General features: G+C 64.4%; 24 protein-coding genes and 1 other RNA gene. 17 read left to right on the top strand and 8 right to left on the bottom strand.

Going from position 1 to position 23850, the window contains the following annotated elements; translation table 11 throughout:
• Nucleotides 1-107: 107 nt before the first annotated feature.
• The 8 genes from P1U48_RS01480 to P1U48_RS01445 all read left to right on the top strand — a co-directional run bounded on the left by P1U48_RS01480 (nt 108) and on the right by P1U48_RS01445 (nt 6956).
• Nucleotides 108-1115 carry an LLM class flavin-dependent oxidoreductase gene (locus tag P1U48_RS01480; RefSeq protein ID WP_301066407.1) on the top strand — a complete coding sequence of 336 codons (1008 nt, stop codon included), beginning with the start codon at nt 108-110 and terminating at the stop codon, nt 1113-1115.
• 159 nt (nt 1116-1274) lie between these two features.
• Complete coding sequence (gene guaA, locus P1U48_RS01475; protein ID WP_301066405.1) at nt 1275-2837, top strand: glutamine-hydrolyzing GMP synthase; 1563 nt, start codon at nt 1275-1277, stop codon at nt 2835-2837.
• 102 nt (nt 2838-2939) lie between these two features.
• The gene (locus tag P1U48_RS01470) at nt 2940-3368 is read left to right on the top strand and encodes a Fur family transcriptional regulator (RefSeq protein WP_301066403.1); all 429 of its coding nucleotides are present in this window, start codon (nt 2940-2942) and stop codon (nt 3366-3368) included.
• Nucleotides 3369-3435: 67 nt separating this feature from the next.
• Nucleotides 3436-4308 (top strand): DMT family transporter, encoded by an 873-nt coding sequence (locus P1U48_RS01465; RefSeq protein ID WP_301066401.1) that lies wholly within the window; start codon nt 3436-3438, stop codon nt 4306-4308.
• A gap of 102 nt (nt 4309-4410) precedes the next feature.
• Entirely contained in the window at nt 4411-5685 is a 1275-nt protein-coding gene (gene eno / locus P1U48_RS01460; RefSeq protein ID WP_301066398.1) for a phosphopyruvate hydratase, read from the top strand.
• 47 nt (nt 5686-5732) lie between these two features.
• On the top strand, nt 5733-6071 hold the full coding sequence (locus tag P1U48_RS01455; RefSeq protein ID WP_301066397.1) for a DUF2568 domain-containing protein: 339 nt from the start codon (nt 5733-5735) through the stop codon (nt 6069-6071).
• 3 nt (nt 6072-6074) lie between these two features.
• Nucleotides 6075-6512, top strand: coding sequence for a cupin domain-containing protein (locus tag P1U48_RS01450; RefSeq protein ID WP_301066396.1), 438 nt, complete (start codon nt 6075-6077; stop codon nt 6510-6512).
• A gap of 81 nt (nt 6513-6593) precedes the next feature.
• On the top strand, nt 6594-6956 hold the full coding sequence (locus tag P1U48_RS01445) for a hypothetical protein (protein ID WP_301066394.1): 363 nt from the start codon (nt 6594-6596) through the stop codon (nt 6954-6956).
• On the opposite strand, the gene pgi is transcribed toward P1U48_RS01445, so the two are convergent.
• Genes pgi through zwf form a run of 3 tightly spaced genes read right to left on the bottom strand, consistent with a single transcriptional unit; the run spans nt 6950 to nt 10737 of the window.
• Nucleotides 6950-8578 carry a glucose-6-phosphate isomerase gene (gene pgi, locus P1U48_RS01440; protein WP_301066393.1) on the bottom strand — a complete coding sequence of 543 codons (1629 nt, stop codon included), beginning with the start codon at nt 8576-8578 and terminating at the stop codon, nt 6950-6952. The two genes, P1U48_RS01445 and pgi, sit on opposite strands and share 7 nt — an antisense overlap.
• Before the next feature lie 33 nt (nt 8579-8611).
• A complete protein-coding gene (gene pgl / locus P1U48_RS01435) occupies nt 8612-9283 on the bottom strand; it encodes a 6-phosphogluconolactonase (RefSeq protein ID WP_301066391.1) in 672 nt (223 codons plus the stop codon).
• A complete protein-coding gene (gene zwf, locus P1U48_RS01430) occupies nt 9280-10737 on the bottom strand; it encodes a glucose-6-phosphate dehydrogenase (protein WP_301066390.1) in 1458 nt (485 codons plus the stop codon). The genes pgl and zwf overlap by 4 nt, the downstream gene beginning before the upstream one ends.
• A gap of 140 nt (nt 10738-10877) precedes the next feature.
• On the opposite strand from zwf, the gene P1U48_RS01425 reads away from it, so the two are divergent.
• Entirely contained in the window at nt 10878-11831 is a 954-nt protein-coding gene (locus P1U48_RS01425) for a radical SAM protein (RefSeq protein ID WP_301066389.1), read from the top strand.
• Here the strand turns inward: P1U48_RS01425 and P1U48_RS01420 are convergent.
• The 4 genes from P1U48_RS01420 to P1U48_RS01405 all read right to left on the bottom strand — a co-directional run bounded on the left by P1U48_RS01420 (nt 11828) and on the right by P1U48_RS01405 (nt 14795).
• Nucleotides 11828-12865, bottom strand: coding sequence for a permease (locus tag P1U48_RS01420; RefSeq protein ID WP_301066388.1), 1038 nt, complete (start codon nt 12863-12865; stop codon nt 11828-11830). The genes P1U48_RS01425 and P1U48_RS01420 overlap by 4 nt on opposite strands.
• Nucleotides 12858-13211 (bottom strand): metalloregulator ArsR/SmtB family transcription factor, encoded by a 354-nt coding sequence (locus tag P1U48_RS01415; protein ID WP_301066387.1) that lies wholly within the window; start codon nt 13209-13211, stop codon nt 12858-12860. The genes P1U48_RS01420 and P1U48_RS01415 overlap by 8 nt, the downstream gene beginning before the upstream one ends.
• Before the next feature lie 91 nt (nt 13212-13302).
• On the bottom strand, nt 13303-13683 hold the full coding sequence (locus tag P1U48_RS01410; protein WP_301066386.1) for a VOC family protein: 381 nt from the start codon (nt 13681-13683) through the stop codon (nt 13303-13305).
• On the bottom strand, nt 13680-14795 hold the full coding sequence (locus P1U48_RS01405) for an anhydro-N-acetylmuramic acid kinase (RefSeq protein ID WP_301066384.1): 1116 nt from the start codon (nt 14793-14795) through the stop codon (nt 13680-13682). The genes P1U48_RS01410 and P1U48_RS01405 overlap by 4 nt, the downstream gene beginning before the upstream one ends.
• A 64-nt stretch (nt 14796-14859) precedes the next feature.
• Here P1U48_RS01405 and tyrS point away from each other — a divergent pair, with 64 nt between their 5' ends.
• The 4 genes from tyrS to P1U48_RS01385 all read left to right on the top strand — a co-directional run bounded on the left by tyrS (nt 14860) and on the right by P1U48_RS01385 (nt 18612).
• The gene (gene tyrS, locus P1U48_RS01400) at nt 14860-16116 is read left to right on the top strand and encodes a tyrosine--tRNA ligase (RefSeq protein ID WP_301066382.1); all 1257 of its coding nucleotides are present in this window, start codon (nt 14860-14862) and stop codon (nt 16114-16116) included.
• Nucleotides 16117-16277: 161 nt separating this feature from the next.
• Nucleotides 16278-16628, top strand: a transfer-messenger RNA (tmRNA) gene (ssrA, locus tag P1U48_RS01395).
• 120 nt (nt 16629-16748) lie between these two features.
• Nucleotides 16749-17999 carry a chromate transporter gene (chrA, locus tag P1U48_RS01390; protein ID WP_301066857.1) on the top strand — a complete coding sequence of 417 codons (1251 nt, stop codon included), beginning with the start codon at nt 16749-16751 and terminating at the stop codon, nt 17997-17999.
• Nucleotides 18000-18120: 121 nt separating this feature from the next.
• The gene (locus tag P1U48_RS01385; RefSeq protein WP_301066381.1) at nt 18121-18612 is read left to right on the top strand and encodes a ClpXP protease specificity-enhancing factor SspB; all 492 of its coding nucleotides are present in this window, start codon (nt 18121-18123) and stop codon (nt 18610-18612) included.
• A 494-nt stretch (nt 18613-19106) separates the two neighbouring features.
• Here the strand turns inward: P1U48_RS01385 and P1U48_RS01380 are convergent, their stop codons facing one another.
• Complete coding sequence (locus P1U48_RS01380; protein WP_301066380.1) at nt 19107-19730, bottom strand: XRE family transcriptional regulator; 624 nt, start codon at nt 19728-19730, stop codon at nt 19107-19109.
• Nucleotides 19731-19810: 80 nt separating this feature from the next.
• Here P1U48_RS01380 and P1U48_RS01375 point away from each other — a divergent pair, with 80 nt between their 5' ends.
• From P1U48_RS01375 to P1U48_RS01360, 4 genes are all read left to right on the top strand, one after another.
• Nucleotides 19811-21343, top strand: coding sequence for a class I adenylate-forming enzyme family protein (locus tag P1U48_RS01375; RefSeq protein ID WP_301066379.1), 1533 nt, complete (start codon nt 19811-19813; stop codon nt 21341-21343).
• Between the two features lie 208 nt (nt 21344-21551).
• Nucleotides 21552-22208: a DsbA family oxidoreductase gene (locus P1U48_RS01370; RefSeq protein WP_301066378.1), complete on the top strand. Its 657-nt coding sequence runs from the start codon at nt 21552-21554 to the stop codon at nt 22206-22208.
• Nucleotides 22205-22564 (top strand): potassium channel family protein, encoded by a 360-nt coding sequence (locus P1U48_RS01365; RefSeq protein ID WP_301066377.1) that lies wholly within the window; start codon nt 22205-22207, stop codon nt 22562-22564. Before P1U48_RS01370 ends, P1U48_RS01365 begins: the two co-directional genes overlap by 4 nt.
• On the top strand, nt 22561-23775 hold the full coding sequence (locus P1U48_RS01360; protein WP_301066376.1) for a multidrug effflux MFS transporter: 1215 nt from the start codon (nt 22561-22563) through the stop codon (nt 23773-23775). Before P1U48_RS01365 ends, P1U48_RS01360 begins: the two co-directional genes overlap by 4 nt.
• Nucleotides 23776-23850 lie beyond the last annotated feature (75 nt).

The raw sequence follows: 23850 nt of genomic DNA, 5'->3' as shown, positions 1-23850 counted from the left end.
CCTCGCAGGGGGGGAAGGCTCCACAAGGGCGGCGGATCCGCTGCGGGCCTTGCACTTGCATGCCGGGTCGAATTCACTGCCCCCGACCCATCTGGCAAGGAGCGATCATGCGCTATTCCCTTCTCGACCTGTCTCCCGTTTCCGAAGGCCACAGCGCAGCCGAGGCGATCACCGCCTCGGTTGCCCTGGCCCAGGTGGCCGAGGCCGAGGGCTACACCCGATTCTGGCTGGCTGAGCATCACAACATGCCCGGCATTGCCTCAGCCGCCACCTCGGTGCTGATCGGCCATGTCGCCGGGCAGACCAAAACCATCCGCGTCGGATCAGGCGGGATCATGCTGCCGAACCATTCGCCGCTGGTGATCGCCGAACAATTCGGCACCCTGGCAACGATGTTTCCGGACCGCATCGACCTTGGCCTCGGGCGCGCGCCCGGCACCGATATGGAAACCGCGCGGGCGCTGCGCCGCAACCTTTCGGCCCCCGATACCTTTCCGCAGGATGTGTTGGAACTGATGGCCTATCTCGGCCCGATCGAACCCGGTCAGCACCTGCGCGCGATCCCCGGCAGCGACACCAATGTGCCGATCTGGATCCTCGGCTCCTCGCTCTACGGCGCGCAGCTGGCGGCGCATTTCGGTCTGCCCTATGCCTTTGCCTCGCATTTCGCCCCCGATGCGCTGGAAGAGGCGGCGGCGATCTATCGCCAGACCTTCCGCCCCTCCGCTCACCTGGCCGCCCCGCATTTCATGATGGCGATCAATGTCTTTGCCGCCGACACCGACGCCGAGGCCGCACGCCTGCGCACCTCGGCCCAGCTCGGCATGATCAACCTGCGCTCTGGCCGCCCGGGCAAGGTGCCCGCCCCGGTCGACCGGCTGGAGGATCACGCCGATCCGGCAATGATCCGGATGACCAATATCGGTGGCCGCATCCGCGCCTGCGGCGCCCCAGACACCATCCGGGCTGAACTCAAGACCCTGATCGACCAGCACCAGCCGGATGAGGTGATCATCTCGGGCCAAATTCACGACCCCGCCGCCCGGCGTTACAGCTTTGCCCTGGCCGCCGCCGCGCTGCGCGATCTGGGGTTCGACGCCGCGCCCGGCGCCTGAGGATCGCTGAGCGCCGCGGCGCCCTCCTGCAGCTTCCTCTGGTCGAAAATATCCTCGGGGGGTCCGGGGGGCAGACAGCCCCCCGGTGGTGGCCGCTCACCGCCTGTCGAGCGCCAGAGCCTCTTGCACGCCGCGCGCCCCGGCCCTAAACGCTGTTTCATGAGCCAGATATCGCACGACCGCCTCCTCATCATCGATTTCGGCAGCCAGGTGACGCAGCTCATCGCCCGTCGCCTGCGCGAATTGAACGTCTATTGTGAAATTCACCCGTTTCAGACGGTGACCCCGGCCTTTCTGAGTGATTTCGCACCAAAAGCGGTGATTCTCTCTGGCGGCCCCGCCTCGGTGATCGACGCCGGATCGCCGCACCCACCGGAGCAGGTGTTCGACCTCGGGGTGCCGGTGCTGGGCATTTGCTATGGCCAGCAGGTGATGATGCAGATGCTGGGTGGTCGGGTCGAAAGCGGGGATGGCACCGCCGAATTCGGCCGCGCCTATGTCACCGCCAGCGCCGACAAGATCGACCTGCTGACCGGCTGGTTCCTTGACGGGCGCGAGCAGGTCTGGATGAGCCATGGCGATCATGTCGCCGAGCTGGCACCGGGCTTTGCGGTCTATGGCACCTCGCCGAATGCGCCCTATGCGATCACCGCCGACCTCACCCGCAACTTCTTTGCGGTGCAGTTCCACCCCGAGGTGCATCACACCCCAAATGGCAAGACGCTGTACGAGAATTTCGTCCGCCTGGCCGGCTTCAGCGGCGACTGGACCATGGCCGCCTATCGCGAAGAGGCGATCCGGCTGATCCGCGAACAGGTCGGCGATGCCAAGGTGATCTGCGGTCTCTCCGGCGGGGTCGACAGCTCGGTCGCGGCGGTGCTGATCCATGAAGCGATTGGCGACAACCTGACTTGCGTCTTTGTCGACCATGGCTTGCTGCGCCAGAACGAGGCCGAAGAAGTCGTCGCGATGTTCCGCGACAATTACAATATCCCGCTGATCCATGCCGATGAATCCGCGCTGTTCCTCGGCGAGCTGGACGGGGTCAGCGACCCCGAAACCAAGCGCAAGATCATTGGCCGCCTGTTCATCGACGTGTTCCAGAAATACGCCCATCAGATCGACGGCGCAAAATTCCTGGCTCAGGGCACGCTTTACCCGGATGTGATTGAATCGGTGTCGTTTTCCGGCGGCCCCTCGGTCACCATCAAATCGCACCACAATGTCGGCGGCCTGCCCGAAAAGATGGGGCTGAAGCTGGTCGAACCGCTGCGCGAATTGTTCAAGGACGAGGTCCGGGCGCTGGGCCATGAGCTGGGCCTGCCTGCCTCGTTCATCGGGCGGCATCCGTTCCCCGGCCCGGGCCTCGCGATCCGCTGTCCGGGCGAAATCACCCGCGAAAAGCTGGCGATCCTGCGCCAGGCCGATGCGGTGTTCATTGACCAGATTCGGCGCCACAATCTCTATGACGAGATCTGGCAGGCCTTTGTTGCCATCCTGCCGGTGCGCACCGTGGGTGTGATGGGCGACGGGCGCACCTATGACTTTGCCTGCGCCCTGCGCGCGGTGACCTCGGTCGACGGGATGACGGCGGATTATTACCCGTTCACCCATGATTTCCTCGGTGAAACCGCCACGCGGATCATCAACGAGGTCAAGGGCATCAACCGGGTGACCTATGACATCACCAGCAAACCGCCGGGCACCATCGAGTGGGAATGAGCGGCCCGCGCCAAACCGGCGCAGGTCAGATCGGGCGCCAGGGGCACAACCCGCTTGCCACAAAAGGCCCAGTCCTGCCAAAAGGGGCGGACCGGGGGACTGATGAGCAAACGCGACACCATCCTTGAACGCTGCGAAACGCAGGGCCTGCGCCTGACCGATCAGCGCCGGGTGATTGCCGATGTTTTGGACAGCGCCCGCGACCACCCGGATGTCGAAGAGCTGCACAATCGCGCCAATGCCGCCGATCCGCGGATCTCGCTGGCCACGGTCTACCGCACCGTCAAGCTGTTCGAAGAGGCGGGGATCCTGGAAAAGGTCGATTTCGGCGATGGCCGGGCCCGCTATGAGGATGCCGAGCGCGAACATCACGACCATCTGATCGATATCGAGACCGGCAAGGTGATCGAATTCTTCGACCCCGACATCGAGGCGCTGCAAGACCGGATCGCCGCCAAACTGGGCTATGAGCTGCGCGGTCACAAGCTGGAGCTTTACGGCGTGCGGCGGACGAAAAAGGACAAGGGCTGACGTCAGTGCCGGCTTGACAGTGCCCGGAACCCGGCCCACAGCGGAGCGGTATTTTTCCGGGTGATCCATGGACAATCTGCGCGGCATTTTCCTTGTCATCCTGTCGATGGCCCTGTTTTCGGTCGAAGATCTCTGGATCAAGCAACTGACGGTGTCGCTGCCCACCGGGCAGGTGATCGGGATGCTGGGCATGGGCGGCATGGTGATGTTCGCACTGGCGGCGCGGTTCGGGCGCAGCCCGCTGTGGCACCCGGCGATGCGCCATCCTTCCTTTATCCTGCGCACCGCCTCCGAGGCGGTGGCAGCCGTGTGTTTCATCACCTCACTGTCGCTGGTGCCGCTCAGCACCGTGGCGGCGGTGTTTCAGGCGACACCGCTGGCAATCACCCTGGGCGCGGCGCTGTTTCTGGGCGAATCCGTCGGCTGGCGCCGCTGGAGCGCGATCTGCGTCGGCTTTGTCGGGGTGCTGATCATCATCCGCCCCGGTGTGCAGGGATTTCAGCCGCAGGCGCTGCTGGTGCTGGGCGCGGTGCTGGCGATTGCGGCGCGCGATCTGGCCTCACGCCACCTGCCCGCCGCGCTGTCCTCGGTCACCGTGTCGTTCTATGGCTTTGCCGCGCTGATAGTCGCCGCGCCGTTTCTGTTGCTGCTGACCGGTGCCACGCCGGTGGCGATGGTGCAGCCAGATCCCCTGCGCCTGCTGGGCGCGGTGCTTTTTGGCACCTCGGGCTATTATACCATCGTGCTGGCGACACGGGTCGGAGACGCTTCGGCGATCATGCCGTTCCGCTATGCACGGCTGGTGTTTTCGCTGATCATCGGCATGGTGGTCCTTGCCGAACGCCCGGATGCGCTCACCCTGCTGGGCGCGGCGATCATCATCGCCTCGGGTCTTTACACCTATCTGCGCGAACGGCGGCTGGCCCGGGCGTCGCGCTGAGCCTGCAACTGGTTGCGCTAACCCGCGTCGCGCCCCTTTCCCTTGCCGCCAGAGGCGCATAAAAGCCCGGAAAATCGTTTCACTGCATCAGGATTTGCCGCCATGAGCACCATCATCGACATCCACGCCCGCGAAATCCTCGACAGCCGGGGTAATCCGACGGTCGAGGTCGACGTGATCCTCGAAGACGGCACCATGGGCCGCGCCGCGGTGCCCTCGGGCGCCTCCACCGGCGCCTACGAGGCGGTCGAACGACGCGATGGCGATGCGGCGCGTTATTCCGGCAAGGGCGTGCTTGAGGCGGTGGCGGCGGTGAACGGCGAAATCGCCGATGCTGTCATCGGCTTTGACGCCACCGAACAGGTCGGCATCGACCTGACGATGATCGAGCTGGACGGCACCGACAACAAGGCCCGCCTCGGCGCCAATGCGATCCTCGGCGTGTCGCTGGCGGTGGCCAAGGCGGCCGCCGATTTCACCGCGCAGCCGCTGTTCCGCTATGTCGGGGGCACCTCGGCCCGGGTCCTGCCGGTGCCGATGATGAACATCATCAATGGCGGCGAACATGCCGACAATCCGATCGACATCCAGGAATTCATGATCATGCCGGTCGCCGCCGACAACATCCGCGACGCGGTGCGGATGGGATCGGAAGTGTTCCACACCTTGAAGAAAGAGCTTTCGGCGGCAGGCATGTCCACCGGGCTCGGCGACGAGGGCGGTTTTGCCCCGGAACTGGCCAGCACCCGCGACGCGCTGGATTTCGTGCTGAAATCCATCGAAAAGGCCGGGTATCGGCCCGGAGAAGACATTCACCTGGCACTCGATTGCGCCGCGACCGAATATTATCGGGGCGGCAAATATGAGATGAAGGGTGAAAGCAAGACGCTGAACGCCGCCGAAAACGTCGCCTATCTGGCCGCGCTCTGCGCCGATTATCCGATCATCTCGATCGAGGATGGTTGTGCCGAGGACGATTGGGACGGCTGGAAACTGCTGACCGAGGAACTGGGCGGCAAGGTGCAGCTGGTCGGCGACGATCTGTTCGTCACCAACCCGACGCGGCTGGCCGAAGGCATCAAGCGCGGCGTCGCCAATTCGATGCTGGTCAAGGTCAACCAGATCGGCACCCTGACCGAGACCCTGCGCGCCGTCGATATGGCGCATCGGGCCGGCTTTACAAATGTGATGAGCCACCGCTCGGGCGAAACCGAGGACGCCACCATCGCCGACCTCGCCGTGGCGACCAATTGCGGACAGATCAAGACCGGGTCGCTGGCCCGTTCAGACCGGCTGGCCAAGTATAACCAATTGATCCGGATCGAGGAATTGCTGGACGAAACCGCCGAATACGCGGGCCGTTCGATCCTGCGCTGAGGGCATAGGGACTTGCCTGCGCGCATATTTCGACGAATGCTGCGCGCATGGCCCCGCTTATCCTCATCAATCACCTGCTGGCGCTGACGCTCGAAATCGCGCTGCTGATCGGCCTTGCCCGAGTCGGGCTGGCGCTGCGCCCCGGCTGGATGGGCTGGGTGCTGGCGGCGATCCTGGTGCTGATCGCGGTGGCGCTCTGGACGCGGTTCGCGGCGCCGAGCTCTGCCACGCGACTCAGCGGGTCGGCGCTGCTGGGGTTCAAATCCGCGATTTTCGCCGCCGGGGCCATCGGCCTGGCCTGGCGCGACGGGGCCGCTGTCGGCGCCGTCTTTGCGGCCCTTGTGGTCCTGCATCTGGCGCTCGCCACCAAGCTGGGGATCCTCTGAGCGATGACCGCCGATCAGATCATCGCCCGCCTGAACCTCGCCCCGCATCCCGAGGGCGGATATTACCGGCAGACCTGGATCGCCCCCAGCGTGGGTGATGAGCGGCCCAGCGGCACCTGCATCTATTTCCTGCTGAAGGCCGGTGAGCGCAGCCATTGGCACCGGGTCGACGCCACCGAGATCTGGCATTTCTACGCCGGCGCGCCGTTGATCCTGTCGCTGTCGGCAGTTGACAGCGCCCCGGCGCGCGACCACCGGCTGGGCCCGGACCTGCTGGCTGGTGAGGCCCCGCAGATCGTTGTGCCGACCGCGTATTGGCAGGCAGCGCGCAGCACCGGTGCGTGGTCGCTGGTCGGCTGCACCGTCTCGCCGGCGTTCCGGTTTCAGGGGTTTACCCTGGCGCCACCCGGTTTCGACATCCCCTGCGACACCCAAGCCTGAACAGATTTGTCACTTGCCCGGGGCCGGGTTTGGGTTAAATTCTCAGCGCAAGCTGTTTTGAAATCAGGAGAAGTTTCAAGTATGAAACCCTTTGTCGCCGCCTTCGCCCTGTTCGCTGCCAGTGCTTTGCCGCTCAGCGCCGCGGATGATCCCGCGCCCAGCCCCGGGTTGATGCAACAGGTGATCCTTTCCGAAGAGCTGATCGCACTCGGCAAAGAGCGCAACGATCCGGTGCTGATGCTGGCCGCCCTTCGCCTGCGCGCCTCGTTGGACGATTCCACCGTCGCCGCGGCCGACGCCTTTACCGACAAGGACGCGCTGGTCGAGGCGGCCAAGGCCGCCGCCGCCGGTCAGGACGCGCTTTTGATCATGATCGAGGACGCCGCGACCGAAAAGAGCCGGATGTTTTGCTACCCGTCCTGGGGCCGCAGCATCTGCTATTGATCGCCGTCCGCCGCTCGCGTTTGCCCCGCGCCTGCATATTCCAGCAGCGCGCGGGTGGACCCGTCGATATCAGGACCAGCCACGGCGCCCTCAAGCAGCGGCGCCAGTGCCAGCGCCAGCTCCTTGCCCAGTTCCACACCCCATTGGTCATAGGAGTTGATCCCCAGGATCGTCCCCTCGACAAACACCCGATGCTCATAGAGCGCCACGATCTGGCCCAGCACCGCGGGCGTCAGCTTGGGATAGGCGAGCGTCACGCTGGGCCGGTTGCCGGGGAACACCCGATGCCGCGCCTGCCGCTCCAGCGCGGCGCCTGACAGCCCCTTGGCCGCCAGCATCGCCCGCGCCTCCGCAAGGGTTCGGCCCCGCATCAGCGCCTTGGATTGCGCCAGGCAATTGGCGATCAGCAGCCGGTGCTGATGCGCCTGATCAGGTTCATGACCCTCGGCACCGATCAGGAATTCACAGGGCACCACCTGGGTGCCCTGATGGATCAGCTGATAGAACGCGTGCTGCCCATTGGTGCCCGGCTCCCCCCAGACAATCGGCCCGGACGGCAGGGTCAGGTCGCTGCCATCCATCGCCACCCGCTTGCCATTGCTTTCCATCTCCAACTGCTGAAGATAGGCCGGCAGGCGCAGCAGCCGCTGCTCATAGGGCAGCACCGCGCGGGTCGGATGGCCCAGCACCTGATGATGCCAAAGCCCGACCAGCGCCAGCAACACCGGCAGGTTTTCGGCCAGCGGCGCGTCGCGGAAATGCCGATCCATCGCCTCGGCCCCAGAGAGGAAGTCGCGGAACCGCTCAGGCCCGATCGCCAGCATCAGCGACAGCCCGATCGGCCCCCAGATCGAATAGCGCCCGCCGACCCAATCCTCAAAGCCGAACACCCGGCTGGGATCGATCCCCCAATCGGCGGTGGCCTCCAGATTCGATGACAGTGCCGCGAATTGCCGCCCCGGTTCGCGCAGTGATGCCGCCATCCAGGCGCGGGCGGTTTCGGCATTGGTCATGGTTTCAATGGTCGAAAAGGTCTTGGACGCGACGATCACCAGCGTCGTCGTCGGATCCAGCCCGGCCAGCACATCATGCACATGCGCGCCGTCGACATTGGAAACGAAATGACAGCGCGGCCCGTCGCAATAGGGGGTCAGCGCCGCATGCGCCATCACCGGGCCGAGATCGGAGCCGCCGATGCCGATATTGACCACATCGGTGATCGCCCCGCCCTGGCCGGTGAAGGTGCCCGAGCGCAGCGCCCTGGCAAAAGCACGCATCCGGGCCAGAGTATCCAGAACCCCGGGCATCACGTCCTGACCATCAACCAGAACCGGGTCGCCGGACAGGTTGCGAAGGGCGCTGTGCAGCACCGCGCGGCCTTCGGTCTCGTTGATCTTGGCGCCCGCAAACATCGCCTCGCGGCGGGCGGGCACGCCGGCCGCCTTGGCCAGCTCGATCAACGCGTTGCGATCCTCGGCGGTGATCGAGGTCTTTGAGTAATCAAAGAGCAGGCCGAGGGCGCGGGCGGAGAAATCCGTCGCCCGGCGTTCGTCATGCGAGAACAGGTCCAGAATCCGCCGCTCCCTGGCGGCCGTTCCGGCGCGGCGCAGGTCATCCCACATCTCAGCTCCTCCGATACTCATTTTTGATCCGTCTCAGGCCGCCCAATGCACGGTGGCCCGGTCCAGCATCAGCGCCACTGGCGCCTGGACGGGCGGTTGCCCCTGCGCCGCCTCGATCACTGCGCGTTTTTCGACGCCGGTAATCAGGATATGCGACGACACCGCGCCGCGCAGCACTGGCGCGCTCAGCGTCACCCGGGCCTCGGGCACCCCCGGCGCGCGCATCACCAGCAGCGGCGGTGCATCTGTCGCCAGGGCCGCCTCAAGCTGATCGGCACCAGAAAACAGCGAGGCAATATGCATATCGCCACCCATCCCCAGCAACAGAACGTCAATCGGCAGGCAGGGCGCCAGCCCCGCCGTCAGATCATCCAGCGCCGCCTCGGGCGTCCCCTGGGCCCGGGTCAGTGGCAGCAGTCGCGCCGCCGCCGCACGCCCCTGCAACAGCCGGTCGCGCAGCAGCCGTGTGTTCGAGCGGTCCGAGGTTTCCGGCACCCAGCGTTCGTCGGTCAGGATGACATCGACCCGGTCCCAGTCCAGCCGCACCGCGCTCAGCGCGTCGAACACCGGTCCCGGGGTCGATCCGCCCGGCACCGCGAACGACACCCGATCCTTGTGTCGCAATGCCGTGCTCAGGTCGCTGGTCAACCGATCCGCAAGGGTCAGCGCCAGCATGTCGCGATCTGGATATTCCTCGAATCTCATGCCCGGATCTCCCGCCATTTGCGCCCGTCGCGATGCATCAACATCAACGAATCCTCGGGCCCGGAAGAACCGCTGTCATAGGCTTGCGGCGTGTCGCCGCGCGCCTCCCAGCCGGCGATGATCGGATCGGTCCAGGCCCAGGCGGCCTCGACCTCGTCACCGCGCATGAACAGGGTCTGGTTGCCACGGATCACATCCATGATCAGCCGCTCATAGGCATCCGGCACATCCTCGGCCTCGGGCCCCAGCGCCTCGGCAAAGGTCATGTCCAGCGGCACATCGACCAGGCGCATGCCACCCGGCCCCGGCTCCTTGATGGTGACGCCCAGATCCATGCCCTCATTCGGTTGCAGCCGGATGGTCAGAATATTGCGATGACGCCCGGCCTCGGGGCCGAAAATCGAATGTGGGGTTTCCTTGAACACCACCGCAATCTCGCTGACCTTGGCGCGCAACCGCTTGCCGGTGCGCAGATAAAACGGCGTGCCTGCCCATCGCCAGTTCGAGATCCGCGCCTTCAGCGCCACGAAACTCTCGGTCGTCGTGTCAGCATCGCCGACCTGGCTGCGATAATCCGGCTTGTCCTCATCGGCCTCATATTGCCCGCGCACCAGATCGACGGCCTCGACCGGATCAAGGGCGCGGATCACCTTCAGCTTTTCATCGCGCACCGCGTCGGGATCGAATTTCGCCGGCGGTTCCATCGCAATCAGGCAGAGCAGCTGCATCAGGTGGTTCTGCATCATGTCGCGCATCGCACCGGAGCGGTCGTAATATTCGCCGCGCCCGCCGACCCCGACGGTTTCCGCGACAGTGATCTGGATGTGGTCGACATATTGCGAATTCCACAGCGGTTCGAACAGCATATTGCCAAAGCGGACCGCCATCAGATTCTGCACGGTTTCCTTGCCGAGATAATGGTCGATCCGGTAAATCTGGCTTTCGTCGAAATGTGCCGCCAGGGTGGCGTTCAGCGCCTTGGCGCTGGTCAGATCCCGGCCAAAGGGTTTTTCCACCACGATGCGGGTGCCCTGCCCGGCCATGCCATAGCTGTGCAAATGTTCGGCCAACGCCCCGAACAGGCTGGGCCCGACCGAAAAATAAAACGCCTGCACCGCGTCGCGCCCGCGCAACCGATTGGCCAGAATCTGCCAGCCCTCGGTGCCGGTGGCGTCCAGCGCGACATAGCTGACCTGACGCAGAAACCCCGCCACCGCTTCGGTATCGCTGATCCCGCTCGGGTTGAATTCCTCCAGCGCCGCGCTGACGAATGCACGATAGCCCTCGTCATCCATCGGGCTGCGCGCCGCGCCGATGATCAGCGCGTTCTCTTCCATCTGACCGGCGCAGAAACGCCGGAACAGCGCCGGTAGAATCTTGCGCCGGGCAAGATCGCCGGTGCCGCCAAAAACGACGAGGTCGAAAGGATCGACCGGAATGACGCGCGATGCCATCGCAAATGCTCCATGCCCTGCACAACCGCCACCGTTAGCGTCCACCCGCACAACCATAGCAGGTTGCGCAACCTTCACAACGCCGTGCGGCGGTGCAAAAAGGATTGCAGGATCAGCGCCCCCTGTCCATGGTTGCCGCCATGAAAGACCTCAATGAACCGCCTGCCAACCTCGGCAAATTCACCCATCCCAACCGCACCGCCACCGGCGAAACCCGTGCCCGGGTGGCGCTGGAACGGTTGCGTACCCTGTGGATCAACACCGGCACCCGATGCAACATCACCTGCGCCAATTGCTATATCGAAAGCTCGCCGGAAAACGATGCGCTGGCGTATTTTCGCGCCGATGATCTGGCCTTGTATTTGGCCGAGGCGCGCGAGCTGGCCCGGCCAGTCGAGGAAATCGGCTTTACCGGCGGTGAGCCGTTCATGAACCCCGAGATCCTGCAGATGACGCGTATGGCGCTGGCTGCGGGTCACCGGGTGCTGATCCTGACCAATGCGATGCGGCCAATGATGCGGCCGCGCATCCGTGACGGGCTGGTGGCGCTGAATGCCGAATATCCCGACCAGTTGACCCTGCGGGTGTCGCTCGATCACCCCGATCCAACGGTGCACGACAGCGAACGCGGTATCGGCAGCTTTCAGATCACCCTTGAGGGCATGCGCTGGATTTCAGGTGCCGGGATCACCATGCATGTCGCGGGCCGCTCGCTGACCGGCGATTCTGTCGATGACACCCGCGCCGCCTTTGCCCGGCTGTTCGCGGCCGAAGGCTTTGCCACCGACGCCCAGGATCCGGCCCAGACGGTGATTTTCCCGGAAATGGATCTGCGCGTCGAAGTGCCCGAGATCACCAGCGCCTGCTGGGGCATCCTGCACAAATCACCCTCGGATGTGATGTGCGCCACCTCGCGGATGGCGGTGCTGCGCAAGGGGGCCGAACGGCCCGTGGTGCTGGCCTGCACCCTACTGGCCCATGATGAGCGCTTTGAACTGGGCGAGACCCTGGCGGAGGCGCGTGGTGAGGTCGCCCTCAACCACCCGCATTGCGCCAAGTTTTGTGTGCTCGGCGGCGCCTCCTGTTCCGCCTAGGCAACCATCTGCCAGGCCAGCCCGGCCAGGATCGCCCCGACAATCGCCAGGCCGAGATAGGCGACGAACACCCGCGGCTTGACCAGAGCCCAGACCGCCACCGCCGCCGGGATGCAGCTGACCCCGCCCGCGACGACGAATGACATCGCCGCGCCGGGTGCCATCCCTTGCGCCAGCAGCGCATCGACCAGCGGCACCGCCGCATAGCCGTTCAGATAGGCCGGCATCCCGACCAGCGCGCCCAACAGGATCGGGGTCAGCCCGTCACCGCCCAGAATGCCGCCGATCCATTCCGCCGGCACATAGGCCAGCATCACCGATTCCAGCACATAGGCCAGCGTCAGCCATTTCAGCAGGAACACCGCATTGTCGAGAACTGCGCTGCGAAAGGTGTCGCGGCGGTCACCATCGGACCAGAAGTTCCACACCGGACGGCCCTCATACGGCGCTTTCACCCCGCAGCAGCCCCCGACCTGCGGACGCACCCGCAGCGGATCGGCAAATACCGGCGAATTGCGCGCCAGCATCGTCACCGCGCCGCCGCCGATGCCAAGCGCCACCGCCGCCACCGTCTTGCCGATGGCGAATTCGGTGCCCAGGGTCCCGGCGGTGACCAGGAACATACCCGGATCCATCAACGGCGAGGCCAGCCAGAACGCCATGACCGCAGACAGCGGCACGCCAAGCGCCAACATCGCTGCGACAAAGGGAATTACCTGGCAGGAACAGAACGGCGACAGCCCGCCAAGCAGCGCCGCCATCACGATCATCCGCCCCTCGCGCCCGGTAAAGGCCCGCGACAGCAGGGTTTCGGCGCCGCTGGCCTTGAGATAGCCGATCGCCAGCACCGCAAATAGAATCAGCGGCGCGGTGCTGCCCAGGGATTTCAGCGCAAAGCGCAGGGTTTCGGGCAATTGCGGCGGGTCGATCAGCGCCAGCGCCAGCAGCACCAGCAGCGTCGCCGCGATGGCGCTGTCGATCCGGGACCAAAGCCCGCGCAGCCCGCCACCCGGGGTCGTGGAGAGGTCAGTCATGGTCGTGTCCTTTTACGGAATCTGGGGCATCGGCGCAGCATTCGCGCAGCAGGAAGGCCGAAATGTCATGCAATTCGCCGTAGGCAACGGCGGCGCAGATGATGCTGCGCCCAGCCCGGCGCTGTTCGACCAGCCCGGCCTGAGCCAGGGTTTTCATGTGATGGGTCAGGGTTGATCCGCTGACCCCGGTGCGGGCGCCGAGATCGCCAATGCTCAGCCCCTCGGGCCCCGCCCGCACCAGGCAACGCAGCACCTTGAGCCGCTGTTCGCTGCCCAAAGCCGCAAAGGTCGAGGCCGCCCGGGCCAGGCTAAGATCGTCGTCGGTGTCTGGGTGATTCATTTTCATGTTTCTAGAAATATCGAAACTGACGCCTGGCGCAAGTGTTATTTCGAGAAAGCTAGAAATGATGCGACGAGGGCCGCGCGGGCCGCCCGGATCACGCCGGGGCCGGAAAGCTCACCGCTTCGATCTTGTTGCCGTCCGGGTCCTTGATGAAGGCACCGTAATAGCCGGTCATTTCGCCCTGACGTGGCCCCGGCGCGCCATCGCTTTGCCCACCCGCCGCCAGCGCCGCCGCGTGAAACGCCTGAACCGCCGCCTTCGACGGCGCGCGCAGGCAGATATGCACCCCGGTATCACCCGGCACCGGCCCCATATCAGGCCGATGGTTGAGCCAGAATTCAGGATAGCGTTTGCCAAAACCCACCGTATGCGGGCGCTCTGCCAAGACAGTGTAATTAAGCGATTTCAATACCTTATCATAGAAATCTCGCGCGATGCGCAAATCCCGAACCGCCACCGAAATATGATCAATCATTGCGCCCCCTTGCTGATCCGGCCACCGCCCACCGCCATTTTAACCCCGGTGGTGGTGGGGCAGGACGTCGCCATCCCGCGTGCCACCCGCACCGCCAGATGGGCAAAGGCCTGCGCCTCCAGCATATCACCATCCAGCCCCACCGACTCGACCGACGCAACCGCGCAGTCCAGCGCCTCGGTCAGCATCTCCATCAGCACCGGGTTCTTGCGCCCGCCACCGGTGACCAACACCCGCTCTGGCGGGCTGGGACAATGATCCATGCCGCGCAGGACCGACACCGCCGCCATGCCGGTCAGGGTCGCCGCCGCATCGGCATCGTTCAATTCGCGCACCAGTTCGACCATGTCGCCAAAAGCGTTCCGATCCAATGACTTCGGCGGAATTCTTGAGAAATATGGATCGTCAAGGAACAGCTCCAAAGCGCCAGCGACCACTTCGCCCTGCACCGCAATCGCGCCGTCGCGGTCATACATCTCGCCAAACCGCGCCTGCATCAGATCGTTGATCGGCGCATTTGCCGGGCCGGTGTCAAAGGCCAGCAAGGCGCCCGGATCCTCGGGCGCCGCGGCCTGCGGATTCACCCAAGTCAGATTTCCGACCCCGCCAAGATTCAGAAAACACAGCGGTTTTTCCGCCCCGATCCAACGCGCACAGGCGAAATGAAAGAACGGCGCCAGCGGCGCGCCCTCACCCCCCATCTCGACATCAGCCGAGCGGAAATCCCAGACCACCGGCAGGTTCAACGCCCGCGCCAGCGCCGCGCCGTCGCCAATCTGATGGGTGCCGCGCCCGCGCGGATCATGCGCCAGGGTCTGGCCATGAAATCCCACGATTTCAATGCCGTGAAAGCCGGACATGATCTCTTCATGGCCGCGCTGCACCACCTCGGTGGCGGCCAACACCCCCGGCTCCCCCGGCCAACGGCCAAGCGCCGCGCTCAGCAGCTTGCGCTCTTCCGGCGTATATTCGCGATAGGCGGTTTCGCCCAACCCGTAGATAGTGATGCCATCGGTCTCGACCACCGCCACATCGACCCCGTCGAGCGAGGTTCCCGACATCGCGCCAAGGGCGCGCACCGGCGCTTGCGGCTTGCCTTTGGGCTGTAACATGCCCTTTTCCTTCTGCTGTCTGCACCCTATACAGTGCCGCTGAACCACGACCCGGACAAGAGCCATGACCTATACGCCGAAATCCGACTTTCTGAACGTGATGCAAACCCGCGGCTTTGTCGCCGATTGCACCGATTATCAGGGCCTGGACGACGCTTTGCTGGCCGGGGTGGTGCCCGGATACATCGGCTTTGACGCCACCGCCAAATCGCTGCATGTCGGATCGCTGATCCAGATCATGATGCTGCGCTGGCTGCAAAAGACCGGGCATCAACCGATCACCCTGATGGGCGGCGGCACCACCAAGGTCGGCGACCCCAGCTTTCGCGCCGAGGAACGGCCGCTGCTGACCCCGGCGCAGATCGACGACAATATCGCCGGGATCAAACAGGTATTCGCCGCCTATATCGATTATGACACGGCCACGCCCAACCGTGCCCTGATGCTGAACAATGCCGAATGGCTGGACGATCTGAACTACCTCGACTTCCTGCGCGACATCGGGCGGCATTTCTCGGTCAACCGGATGCTGTCCTTTGAATCAGTGAAATCACGGCTGGATCGCGAACAATCGCTCAGCTTCCTCGAATTCAACTACATGATCCTACAAGCCTATGATTTCCTTGAATTGAACCGCCGCTACGGCTGTCTGGTGCAATTCGGCGGCTCAGACCAATGGGGCAATATCGTCAACGGTATCGACCTGACCCGCCGGGTGCTGGATCATCAGATATTCGGGCTGACCACGCCGCTGCTGACCACCTCGGACGGCAAGAAGATGGGCAAAAGCCAGAGCGGTGCGATCTGGCTCAACCCGGAGATGCTGTCGTCCTATGAATTCTGGCAATTCTGGCGCAACACCACCGATGCCGATGTTGGCCGCTTCCTCAAGCTCTACACCGAACTGCCGGTCGAGGACTGCGACCGCCTCGGTGCACTTGGCGGATCCGAGATCAACGTCGCCAAGATCGCATTGGCCAATGCCGTCACCACCCTGCTGCACGGGGCCGAGGCCGCCGAAGCCGCCGAAGCCACGGCGCGCGAAGTCTTTGAAAAGGGCGGAATCGGCGATGACCTGCCAACCCTGGAGCTGAGCCTTGCCGAGATCGGCAGTGGCGTTTCGATCACCCAGCTGTTGGTGCGCAGCGGCCTTGCCAGCTCCGGCAAAGAGGCCAAACGCCTGATCGCCGACAACGGGGCCCGGATCGACGACGCGCCGCTGACCGATGCCGGCTTGATGCTCGACGCCGCCGCCCTGGCCAGCCCGATCAAACTCTCCGCCGGCAAGAAGCGCCACGCGCTGGTCAAACTCACCGCGTAATCCGCACCCGGCTTCCTCTGGTCTGAAATATCCTCGGGGGTGAATGGCCCGCAGGGCCAGAGGGGGCAGACAGCCCCCTGCCGTCGGCGTCGCATCGCGGCGCAACCTGTCGCGTGCTCCTTAACCCCTAAGCCTGTCCCCCACAAAATCCCTTCGCGAAACCCTTTGAATTCATCGCGCACCCACCCTATATCTAGCCTGTCGGGCAACCGACTATGGACATAAACGCGCTCGTAATACACGGATCGGACCCGGGGGCGGTACCCGGCGACTCCACCAAATTCCCGTTATTGGCGGGTCCTGGGGTCGAAATAGGATCGACGAACGTCTAAAGGGGTTAGCTTTGTCTCGGTGAGGTACCACCGTTATCGGTCCGTAAAGCATAATTGCCAATAACAATCGTGCTCCGATGGCTCTGGCCGCGTAAGCGGTTCGATCTATCGAACTTTAAGCCCTTGCGCCTAGCCGCGTAAGGCGGGGTTCGCAGGCACCTGGCAACAGAAGCCTGCACTTTACCCGCTCCCTGACCACCACCTCCGCGCCCAGCTCAGGTCCAGCCCCGTAATCTGCTTGTCAGCCGTCCGGCGCGGCGACATTACTGGGGTTCCCGCATGTGACCGAGGGGCGCCACCCTGCCCGCCTTTTCTGATCTCTTTCGCACCTTTGCCCGCATCGGCCTGCTGTCCTTTGGCGGACCGGCGGCGCAGATCGCGGTGATGCACCGTGAACTGGTAGAAACCCGCGCTTGGCTCAGCGAAAAACAATTCCTCGGCGCGCTCAGCTTTACCATGCTGCTGCCCGGCCCCGAGGCGATGCAGCTGGCCACCTGGGCGGGCTGGAAACTGGGCGGCACCCGCGCCGGGCTGATGGCGGGCCTGCTGTTCGTGCTCCCCGGTGCGCTGGTCATCGCCGCGCTGGCGCTGGCCTATCTGGCCTGGGGCGACGTGCCCGGCGTCGCGGCGGCGTTTCTGGGGATCAAGGCGGCGGTGGTGATCGTGGTGCTGCAGGCTCTGTTCCGGCTGAGCCGCAAGGCGCTGAAGCGGCGGGCCGATTGGGCGATTGCCGGGCTGGCCTTTGTCGGGATCTTTGCGCTGAACCTGCCGTTTCCACTGATCATTGTCGCGGCGGCGCTGGCCGGGGCCTGGGTCGGCCCGCCGAGCCCGCCGACACCGGCCCCGCCGACTCAGCCAGACTGGGCGGCCACCGCCCGATCCCTGCTGATCTGGACAAACCTCTGGGCCCTGCCCCTGCTTCTGTGCTGGCTGGCCGGGGCCACGTTCCTCACCGAGATCGCCCTGTTCTTTGCCAAGCTGGCGGTGGTCACCTTTGGTGGCGCCTATGCGGTGCTGGGCTATATGGCGCAGGCGGTGGTCGAAACCCATCACTGGCTGACCCCGGATGAAATGATCGACGCGCTTGGCCTGGCCGAAACCACGCCGGGGCCGCTGATCCTGGTCACCGAATTCACCGCCACCCTGGCCGGGGCCAAGGCGGGCGGCATCGGCCTGGGGCTTGCCGCCGGGGCGCTCAGCCTGTGGATGACCTTTGTGCCCTGTTTCCTTTGGATTTTCGCCTGCGCGCCGCATCTTGAGCGGTTGCTGGCAGCGCCGCGACTGGCCGGGGCCCTGGCGGCGATCACCGCCGCGGTGACCGGGGTGATCCTGAACCTGTCGCTGTGGTTCGCGCTGCATGTCCTGTTCAGCCGCGTCGATGAAGGCGGCGCGCTGCCGCGCCCGGATCTGACCAGCCTCGATCCGGTCGCCCTGGCGCTGATCCTGCTGGCGGCGCTTTTGCTGCTGGTGGCGCGGCTCGATCTGCTGCGTGGTTTGGCGGTGATGGCGGCGGCGAGCTGGCTGCTGTCCGGCGCTGTCACCGGGATCTGAAATCCAGCCCGGCGCCCAGGCCGAGACCATGTCAGAGGTGACCTGCGAAAATCTCTGCCCACCGCCTTCCGTTTTCATCCGAATCCCTTATGCTCTACGACAAGTGGATATGAGGACATGGATGTCTGACAGTATTGATTACGGCAGGCTGATGCACCGCGCGATGCGGGGCCTGATTCAGCAGGTGCTGTCCGATGTCGCCCGCAATGGTCTGCCGGGCGAGCATCATTTCTTTATCACGTTCGACACCACCCATCCCGATGCCGAGCTCGCCGATTGGCTGAAAGACCGCTATCCCGAAGAAATGACCGTGGTGATGCAGAGCTGGTTTGACGACCTTCAGGTCACCGATGACGGGTTTTCCGTCACCCTGAATTTCGGCGACGCGCCGGAGCGGATGCATATCCCCTACGATTCGATCCAGACCTTTGTCGATCCTTCGGTGGAATTCGGCCTGCGCTTTGAATCGCACGATAAGGCCGATGACGAGCCGACACCGCCTGAATCGCCGCGCCCGCTGCGCGACCGCTCCAAAGACGAAAGCACCCGCAACAACGGCAAGACCGATCATGCCCCCGCCGATGTGGTGCAGCTGGATACTTTCCGCAAATAACCTGGCAGGATAGCGCCGCGGCCTGACTCGGACCCGGCTGTTTCACAAAGATCGCCTAGCCGTCGCCGCGCTGTTGCCACCAGCGGTGCCAACTGGGCGGGCACTCGCGCCGCCCGCGCCAGATCGGTGCGATTGCACCCTCTTCCGCGGCGCTGGCGCGGATTGAAACCGCCGGGGCCGGATTTCGCGGCGCAGAGCGCTTAACAGGTTGCTGAACTAGCCCTGCCTCGACAGGGCCTTGAGAACATGAGTCACCCTTTGGGCAACACCGACGGGGGTGAGGATGCGCGGGACGGATGAGACGAGCGGGTCTCTGTTCACTCTGAACAATGGCTGCCAGCCACCTCGCCAGACCACCCCGGTTGCGTGCCGCATGACGCGAAGAGACGACCCACGAGGCACATGCCGAGCCGCCAAGGACACCGCGATCAGGCGAAACAGCCCTGATGCGGGGACAGCCTTCCTGATAGGGGAAGTTTCGGAAACCTGTCAAACTAAACCAGCGAGGTCACCCAGAGGATCGTCGCATCCTCGGGCGAGAGCGAAATCACATTATGTCCCATGGTCGCGTCGTAATAGGCGCTGTCGCCACGGCGCATCTCAACCGGTTCATAGAATTCCGTATAGAGCCGGATGATCCCGGTCAGCACATAGAGGAATTCCTCGCCGTCATGGCGCACCCAGCCATCGAATTCCTCCATGTCGCGGGCCCTGATCCGGGCGCGATACGGCAGCATCTGTTTGCGGATCAGCGATTCCGCCAGCAATTCATGCTCATAGGTCGCGGTGGCATGGCTGCCGCCGGCACCGGAGGCGGTGATCACCATGCGCCCGGTGACCTGGGCGTTGCGCGGCGGCGTGAACAGCTGCGGCACCGGGATATTCAGCCCCGTCGCCAGCTTTTTCAACGCGTCATAGGTCGGCGACATCTGGCCGTTTTCGATCTTGCTCAGGGTCGAGCGGGCCAGCCCGACCTCGCGCGCCGCACGCTCCAGGGTCCAGTCGCGTTCCTTGCGCAGATCGCGCACCCGCTGACCCAGGTCGAGCGGCTCGCCCAGGTCTTCCTCGCCGTTTTCGCGCGAGATTCGGATCAGGGATTTCGGGTCCCGGTGCTGCATCCGCCTGCTATAGGCGGCGCGCGACGGGCTGGCAACTGTCGCCCCTTGCAACCCATTCGCGCGCGGATTAGCACGTCACCATGCTTTCGATTTATGATCAGGGGCCGCCGCCGCCCTGCCCCAATCCGTTCAACCTGGCCGCTCATGTTCTGGCCGAGGCCGATGCCCACCCCGACAAGCTGGCGTTGGCCATCATCGGGCTAAACAACGCAGAACGCTGGAGCTATGCGCGACTGCAAGCGGCGGTGCTGGGCACCGCCAGCGGGCTGCGCGACATGGGTCTGGCGCCCGGTGACATCGCGCTGCTGCGGCTGGGCAACAGCGTCGAATTTCCGATTGCCTATCTTGGCGCGATTGCCGCCGGGCTGGTGCCGGTTCCGACCTCGTCACAGCTGACCGCGCGTGAGGTTGCCAAGATCGCCGCTGATCTGTCGCCGCGTGCGGTGTTTCTGGGTGACGGCATCGCCTGCCCGGATCTGCCCGGCGTCGCGATGATCGACGAGGCGGCGCTGACGGCGATGCGTGACCTGCCGCCTGCGGCCTATGACATGGGGGATCCCGACCGGATCGCCTATATCGTTTATACCTCTGGCACCTCTGGCAATTCCCGCGCCGTGGCGCATGCGCATCGCGCCATCTGGGCGCGGCAGATGATGCATGTGGGCTGGTATGGGCTGACCTCTGAGGACCGGCTGTGCCATGCCGGAGCGTTCAACTGGACCTATACGCTGGGCACCGGGCTGATGGATCCCTGGTCGGTCGGGGCCACCGCCTTGATCCCCGCCGCCGGGGTCGATCCACAGGCACTGCCGCTGCTGCTGAAGCGTCATGAAGCTACGGTTTTTGCGGCCGCGCCCGGGGTTTATCGCAAAATCCTCAACCATCACGCAAAGATCGACCTGCCGCAGCTGCGGCATGGGCTGACCGCGGGCGAAAAGATTTCCGACGCGCTACGGGCCGAGTGGAACGCGGCGGCTGGCGGCAAGCTCTACGAGGCCTTCGGAATGTCGGAATGTTCCACCTTCATCTCTGGCAGCCCGACCACCCCGGCGCGTCCCGGCATGCTCGGCGCGCCGCAGGTCGGGCGCCGGGTGGCGATTGTCGATGCGGATGGCACGCCAGTGCCGATGGGCGAGATCGGCATCATCGCGGTGGCGCGCCGCGACCCCGGGCTGATGCTGGGCTATATTGGCGCCGAGGCCGAAACCGCCGCAAGGATGCGCGGCGAATGGTTCCTGACCGGCGACCTGGGCCGGATGGAACCAGACGGTCAGATCGCCTATCAGGGCCGCGACGATGACATGATGAATGCCGGCGGCTACCGGGTGTCGCCGCTTGAGGTCGAGGCGGCGCTGTCCGACATCGGCGGGATCAGCGAAATCGGGGTGACCGATGTCGAGGTCAAGACCGATGCCCGACTGATCTGGGCGTTTTATACCGGGCCGGAGCCGCTGGACGAAAAGGCGCTGCAGCGGATCGCCGGTGAGCGGTTGGCACGCTACAAACAGCCGCGCGGGTTTCAATATCTGCCAGAGCTGCCGCGCAATCCCAATGGCAAGCTGAAGCGCCGGGCGCTGGCACCGCTCTGGCAGGCGTCCGACGCAGCGTCATGAGCGGGGTGTGGACCGCGCAATAGGCCAGTGCTGGCACGGCGACCAATCAGCGCTATACTCTGCCGGGTGGCCCGGCTTTTGCCCGCATTGGCAGGGCTGAGGCCAAACCGACGCAGGGTCAACTGGCAGATATGTGTCTGGACCACAGAGCGATGAGCGCGCATAGGGCGCGTGTCAAGGCATCCGCGCCGCAACCGGAGGCAATAAAATGACCGTGAAACTCGACATCCTGTCCGATCCGATCTGCCCCTGGTGCTATATCGGCAAGACCCAGTTGGACCGCGCCCTGGCGCAACGTCCGGATCATCCGTTTGTCATCGAATGGCATCCGTTCCAGTTGAACCCCGACATGCTGCGCGAGGGCGTCGACCGCGCCGCTTACCTCAAGGCCAAGTTTGGCGACAAGGCGGACACGGTCTATGGCGGCATCCGTGACCATGCAGCGGCGCAGGGGGTCGAGATCAATTTCGACGGCATCACCCGGACTCCGAACACCCTGGATGCGCATCGGCTGATCCATTGGGCTGGGATCGAAGGCAAGCAGAACGAATTGGTCGACGCGGTGTTTGCCGCCAATTTCCGCGACGGCCGCGACATCGGCAGCCATGACGTGCTGGCTGATATCGCCGATCAGCTGGGCATGGATGCCTCAGTCATCCGCAAGTTGCTGGCCAGCGACGCGGATGAGGATCTGATCCGCCAACGCGACGCCCATTCGCGGCAGATGGGGGTGAATTCGGTACCCACCTTTATCGTCGGCCAACGCCATGCAGTGCCCGGCGCGCAGCCGCCCGAGCTTTGGGTGCAGGTGATCGACGAAATCCTGTCCTCGCGACCGGAAGAGGAGGACGGCGCCGCGTCATGATCCTGGCCCGTGTCCTGACCCTCCTTGCCACGCTGACACTGATCGTGATCGGCGGCACCGTGTTCTTTTACCATGTCGAAGGCTGGTCCTGGCTGGACAGCTATTTCTTTACCGTCATCACCTTGTCGACCGTTGGCTATGGCAGCCTGGTTCCGGCCACCGCCCTGGGCAAGATCGGCACCACGATCTTTATCTTTATCGGCCTTGGCGTGTTTGCGGTGACGGTGCAGCAATTCGGGATGTACGCCATGCGCAAGCGCGAAGAGCATACCGAATGGCTGATCACCCGGTTCTGGGCCTCGGACCCGCTGAAGACCGCCAATAAGGACCACCCCGCGCACAGGGCGCCGAAATGAGCCGGCCTCGGGCGATGCACCGGGTCGAACTGGTGGCGCTGCTGGCGATGCTGATGGCGACAGTGGCGTTTTCCATCGATTCGATGCTGCCGGCCCTGCCGCAGATCGGCCGGGACCTGTCGCCGGACAATCCCAATAACGCGCAATTGGTGCTGTCGAGCTTTATCATCGGTATGGGGGTCGGCACCCTGTTCACTGGACCGATGTCCGACAGCCTGGGGCGCAAGCCGGTGATGCTGGGCGGCGCCGCGCTCTATACTCTCGGCTCGGCCCTGGCCTGGGCCGCGCCCTCGCTGGAGCTGATGGTGGTGGCGCGGCTGTTGCAGGGCATCGGCGCCGCCGGGCCACGGATCGTGTCGCTGGCGATTGTGCGCGATTTCCATTCGGGCCGCGAGATGGCCCGGCTGATGTCCTTTGTGATGATCGTCTTTACCCTGTTTCCGGCGATTGCACCGTTTCTGGGCACCGGCATCATCGCGCTGGCGGGCTGGCGCGGCATCTTTGCGGCCTTCGTGATCTTTTCACTGATCTCCTCTGCCTGGCTGGGATTGCGCCTGCCCGAACCGCTGCCGCCCGAGAAACGCCGCCCGTTCAAGGCCCGGGCGCTGCTGGCCGCGACCCGCGAAATGATGATGATCCCGATGGTGCGCCTGTCGATCACGGTGCAAACGCTGATCTTTTCCGCCCTGTTCACCTCGATCAGCCTGATCCAGCCGGTGTTCGAACAGGCCTTTGACCGCGCCACCAGCTTTCCCTTGTGGTTCTTTGTCATTGGCATTTTCTGCGCCACCTCATCAATGGTGAACGCCCGCTTCGTGATGCGCTACGGGATGCGGGCCATCGTCATGGTCACCCTGGCGGTGGCGCTGCTGCTGGCGCTGATCATGGTGGTGGTGCGGCTGGCCGGGTTGCCGCCCGAGGTCGAATTCTGGTTCTACCTGGTCTGGCAAGGCTCGGTGTTCTACCAGATGGGCCTGACCATGGGCAATCTGAACGCCCTGGCGATGGAGCCACTCGGCCATATAGCAGGCACTGCCGCCAGCGTCATCGGCGCGATTTCGACGGTGACTTCCGGTATCATTGCCTCGCTGGTGGCACAGACGTTTACCGGCACTGCGATGCCGCTCTACCTTGGAACATTGGCCTATACCGCCCTCGCCTTTCCGCTGATCCTACGGATGCGGCGGCTGGAACGCCGGGACGAACCCTAGGATCTGCGGCATTGTGTATACATTTGCATACATGACTTTCGAATGGCCCAAGGATCAGCTATTGAGGCGCCAAGC

The sequence above is a fragment of the Pseudooceanicola sp. genome (assembly GCF_029213205.1).
Lineage (GTDB): Bacteria > Pseudomonadota > Alphaproteobacteria > Rhodobacterales > Rhodobacteraceae > Pseudooceanicola.
Note: the sequence above shows the minus strand (reverse complement) of the source record. Positions and strands in the feature narration are given on the sequence as shown.

Excerpts from the sequence above, each read along its gene's own strand:
- P1U48_RS01480 (WP_301066407.1), top strand. The coding sequence starts at position 108 with ATGCGCTATTCCCTTCTCGACCTGTCTCCCGTTTCCGAAGGCCACAGC.
- guaA (WP_301066405.1), top strand. The coding sequence starts at position 1,275 with ATGAGCCAGATATCGCACGACCGCCTCCTCATCATCGATTTCGGCAGC.
- P1U48_RS01470 (WP_301066403.1), top strand. The coding sequence starts at position 2,940 with ATGAGCAAACGCGACACCATCCTTGAACGCTGCGAAACGCAGGGCCTG.
- P1U48_RS01465 (WP_301066401.1), top strand. The coding sequence starts at position 3,436 with ATGGACAATCTGCGCGGCATTTTCCTTGTCATCCTGTCGATGGCCCTG.
- eno (WP_301066398.1), top strand. The coding sequence starts at position 4,411 with ATGAGCACCATCATCGACATCCACGCCCGCGAAATCCTCGACAGCCGG.
- P1U48_RS01455 (WP_301066397.1), top strand. The coding sequence starts at position 5,733 with ATGGCCCCGCTTATCCTCATCAATCACCTGCTGGCGCTGACGCTCGAA.
- P1U48_RS01450 (WP_301066396.1), top strand. The coding sequence starts at position 6,075 with ATGACCGCCGATCAGATCATCGCCCGCCTGAACCTCGCCCCGCATCCC.
- P1U48_RS01445 (WP_301066394.1), top strand. The coding sequence starts at position 6,594 with ATGAAACCCTTTGTCGCCGCCTTCGCCCTGTTCGCTGCCAGTGCTTTG.
- pgi (WP_301066393.1), bottom strand. The coding sequence starts at position 8,578 with ATGTGGGATGACCTGCGCCGCGCCGGAACGGCCGCCAGGGAGCGGCGG.
- pgl (WP_301066391.1), bottom strand. The coding sequence starts at position 9,283 with ATGAGATTCGAGGAATATCCAGATCGCGACATGCTGGCGCTGACCCTT.
- zwf (WP_301066390.1), bottom strand. The coding sequence starts at position 10,737 with ATGGCATCGCGCGTCATTCCGGTCGATCCTTTCGACCTCGTCGTTTTT.
- P1U48_RS01425 (WP_301066389.1), top strand. The coding sequence starts at position 10,878 with ATGAAAGACCTCAATGAACCGCCTGCCAACCTCGGCAAATTCACCCAT.
- P1U48_RS01420 (WP_301066388.1), bottom strand. The coding sequence starts at position 12,865 with ATGACTGACCTCTCCACGACCCCGGGTGGCGGGCTGCGCGGGCTTTGG.
- P1U48_RS01415 (WP_301066387.1), bottom strand. The coding sequence starts at position 13,211 with ATGAAAATGAATCACCCAGACACCGACGACGATCTTAGCCTGGCCCGG.
- P1U48_RS01410 (WP_301066386.1), bottom strand. The coding sequence starts at position 13,683 with ATGATTGATCATATTTCGGTGGCGGTTCGGGATTTGCGCATCGCGCGA.
- P1U48_RS01405 (WP_301066384.1), bottom strand. The coding sequence starts at position 14,795 with ATGTTACAGCCCAAAGGCAAGCCGCAAGCGCCGGTGCGCGCCCTTGGC.
- tyrS (WP_301066382.1), top strand. The coding sequence starts at position 14,860 with ATGACCTATACGCCGAAATCCGACTTTCTGAACGTGATGCAAACCCGC.
- P1U48_RS01385 (WP_301066381.1), top strand. The coding sequence starts at position 18,121 with ATGTCTGACAGTATTGATTACGGCAGGCTGATGCACCGCGCGATGCGG.
- P1U48_RS01380 (WP_301066380.1), bottom strand. The coding sequence starts at position 19,730 with ATGCAGCACCGGGACCCGAAATCCCTGATCCGAATCTCGCGCGAAAAC.
- P1U48_RS01375 (WP_301066379.1), top strand. The coding sequence starts at position 19,811 with ATGCTTTCGATTTATGATCAGGGGCCGCCGCCGCCCTGCCCCAATCCG.
- P1U48_RS01370 (WP_301066378.1), top strand. The coding sequence starts at position 21,552 with ATGACCGTGAAACTCGACATCCTGTCCGATCCGATCTGCCCCTGGTGC.
- P1U48_RS01365 (WP_301066377.1), top strand. The coding sequence starts at position 22,205 with ATGATCCTGGCCCGTGTCCTGACCCTCCTTGCCACGCTGACACTGATC.
- P1U48_RS01360 (WP_301066376.1), top strand. The coding sequence starts at position 22,561 with ATGAGCCGGCCTCGGGCGATGCACCGGGTCGAACTGGTGGCGCTGCTG.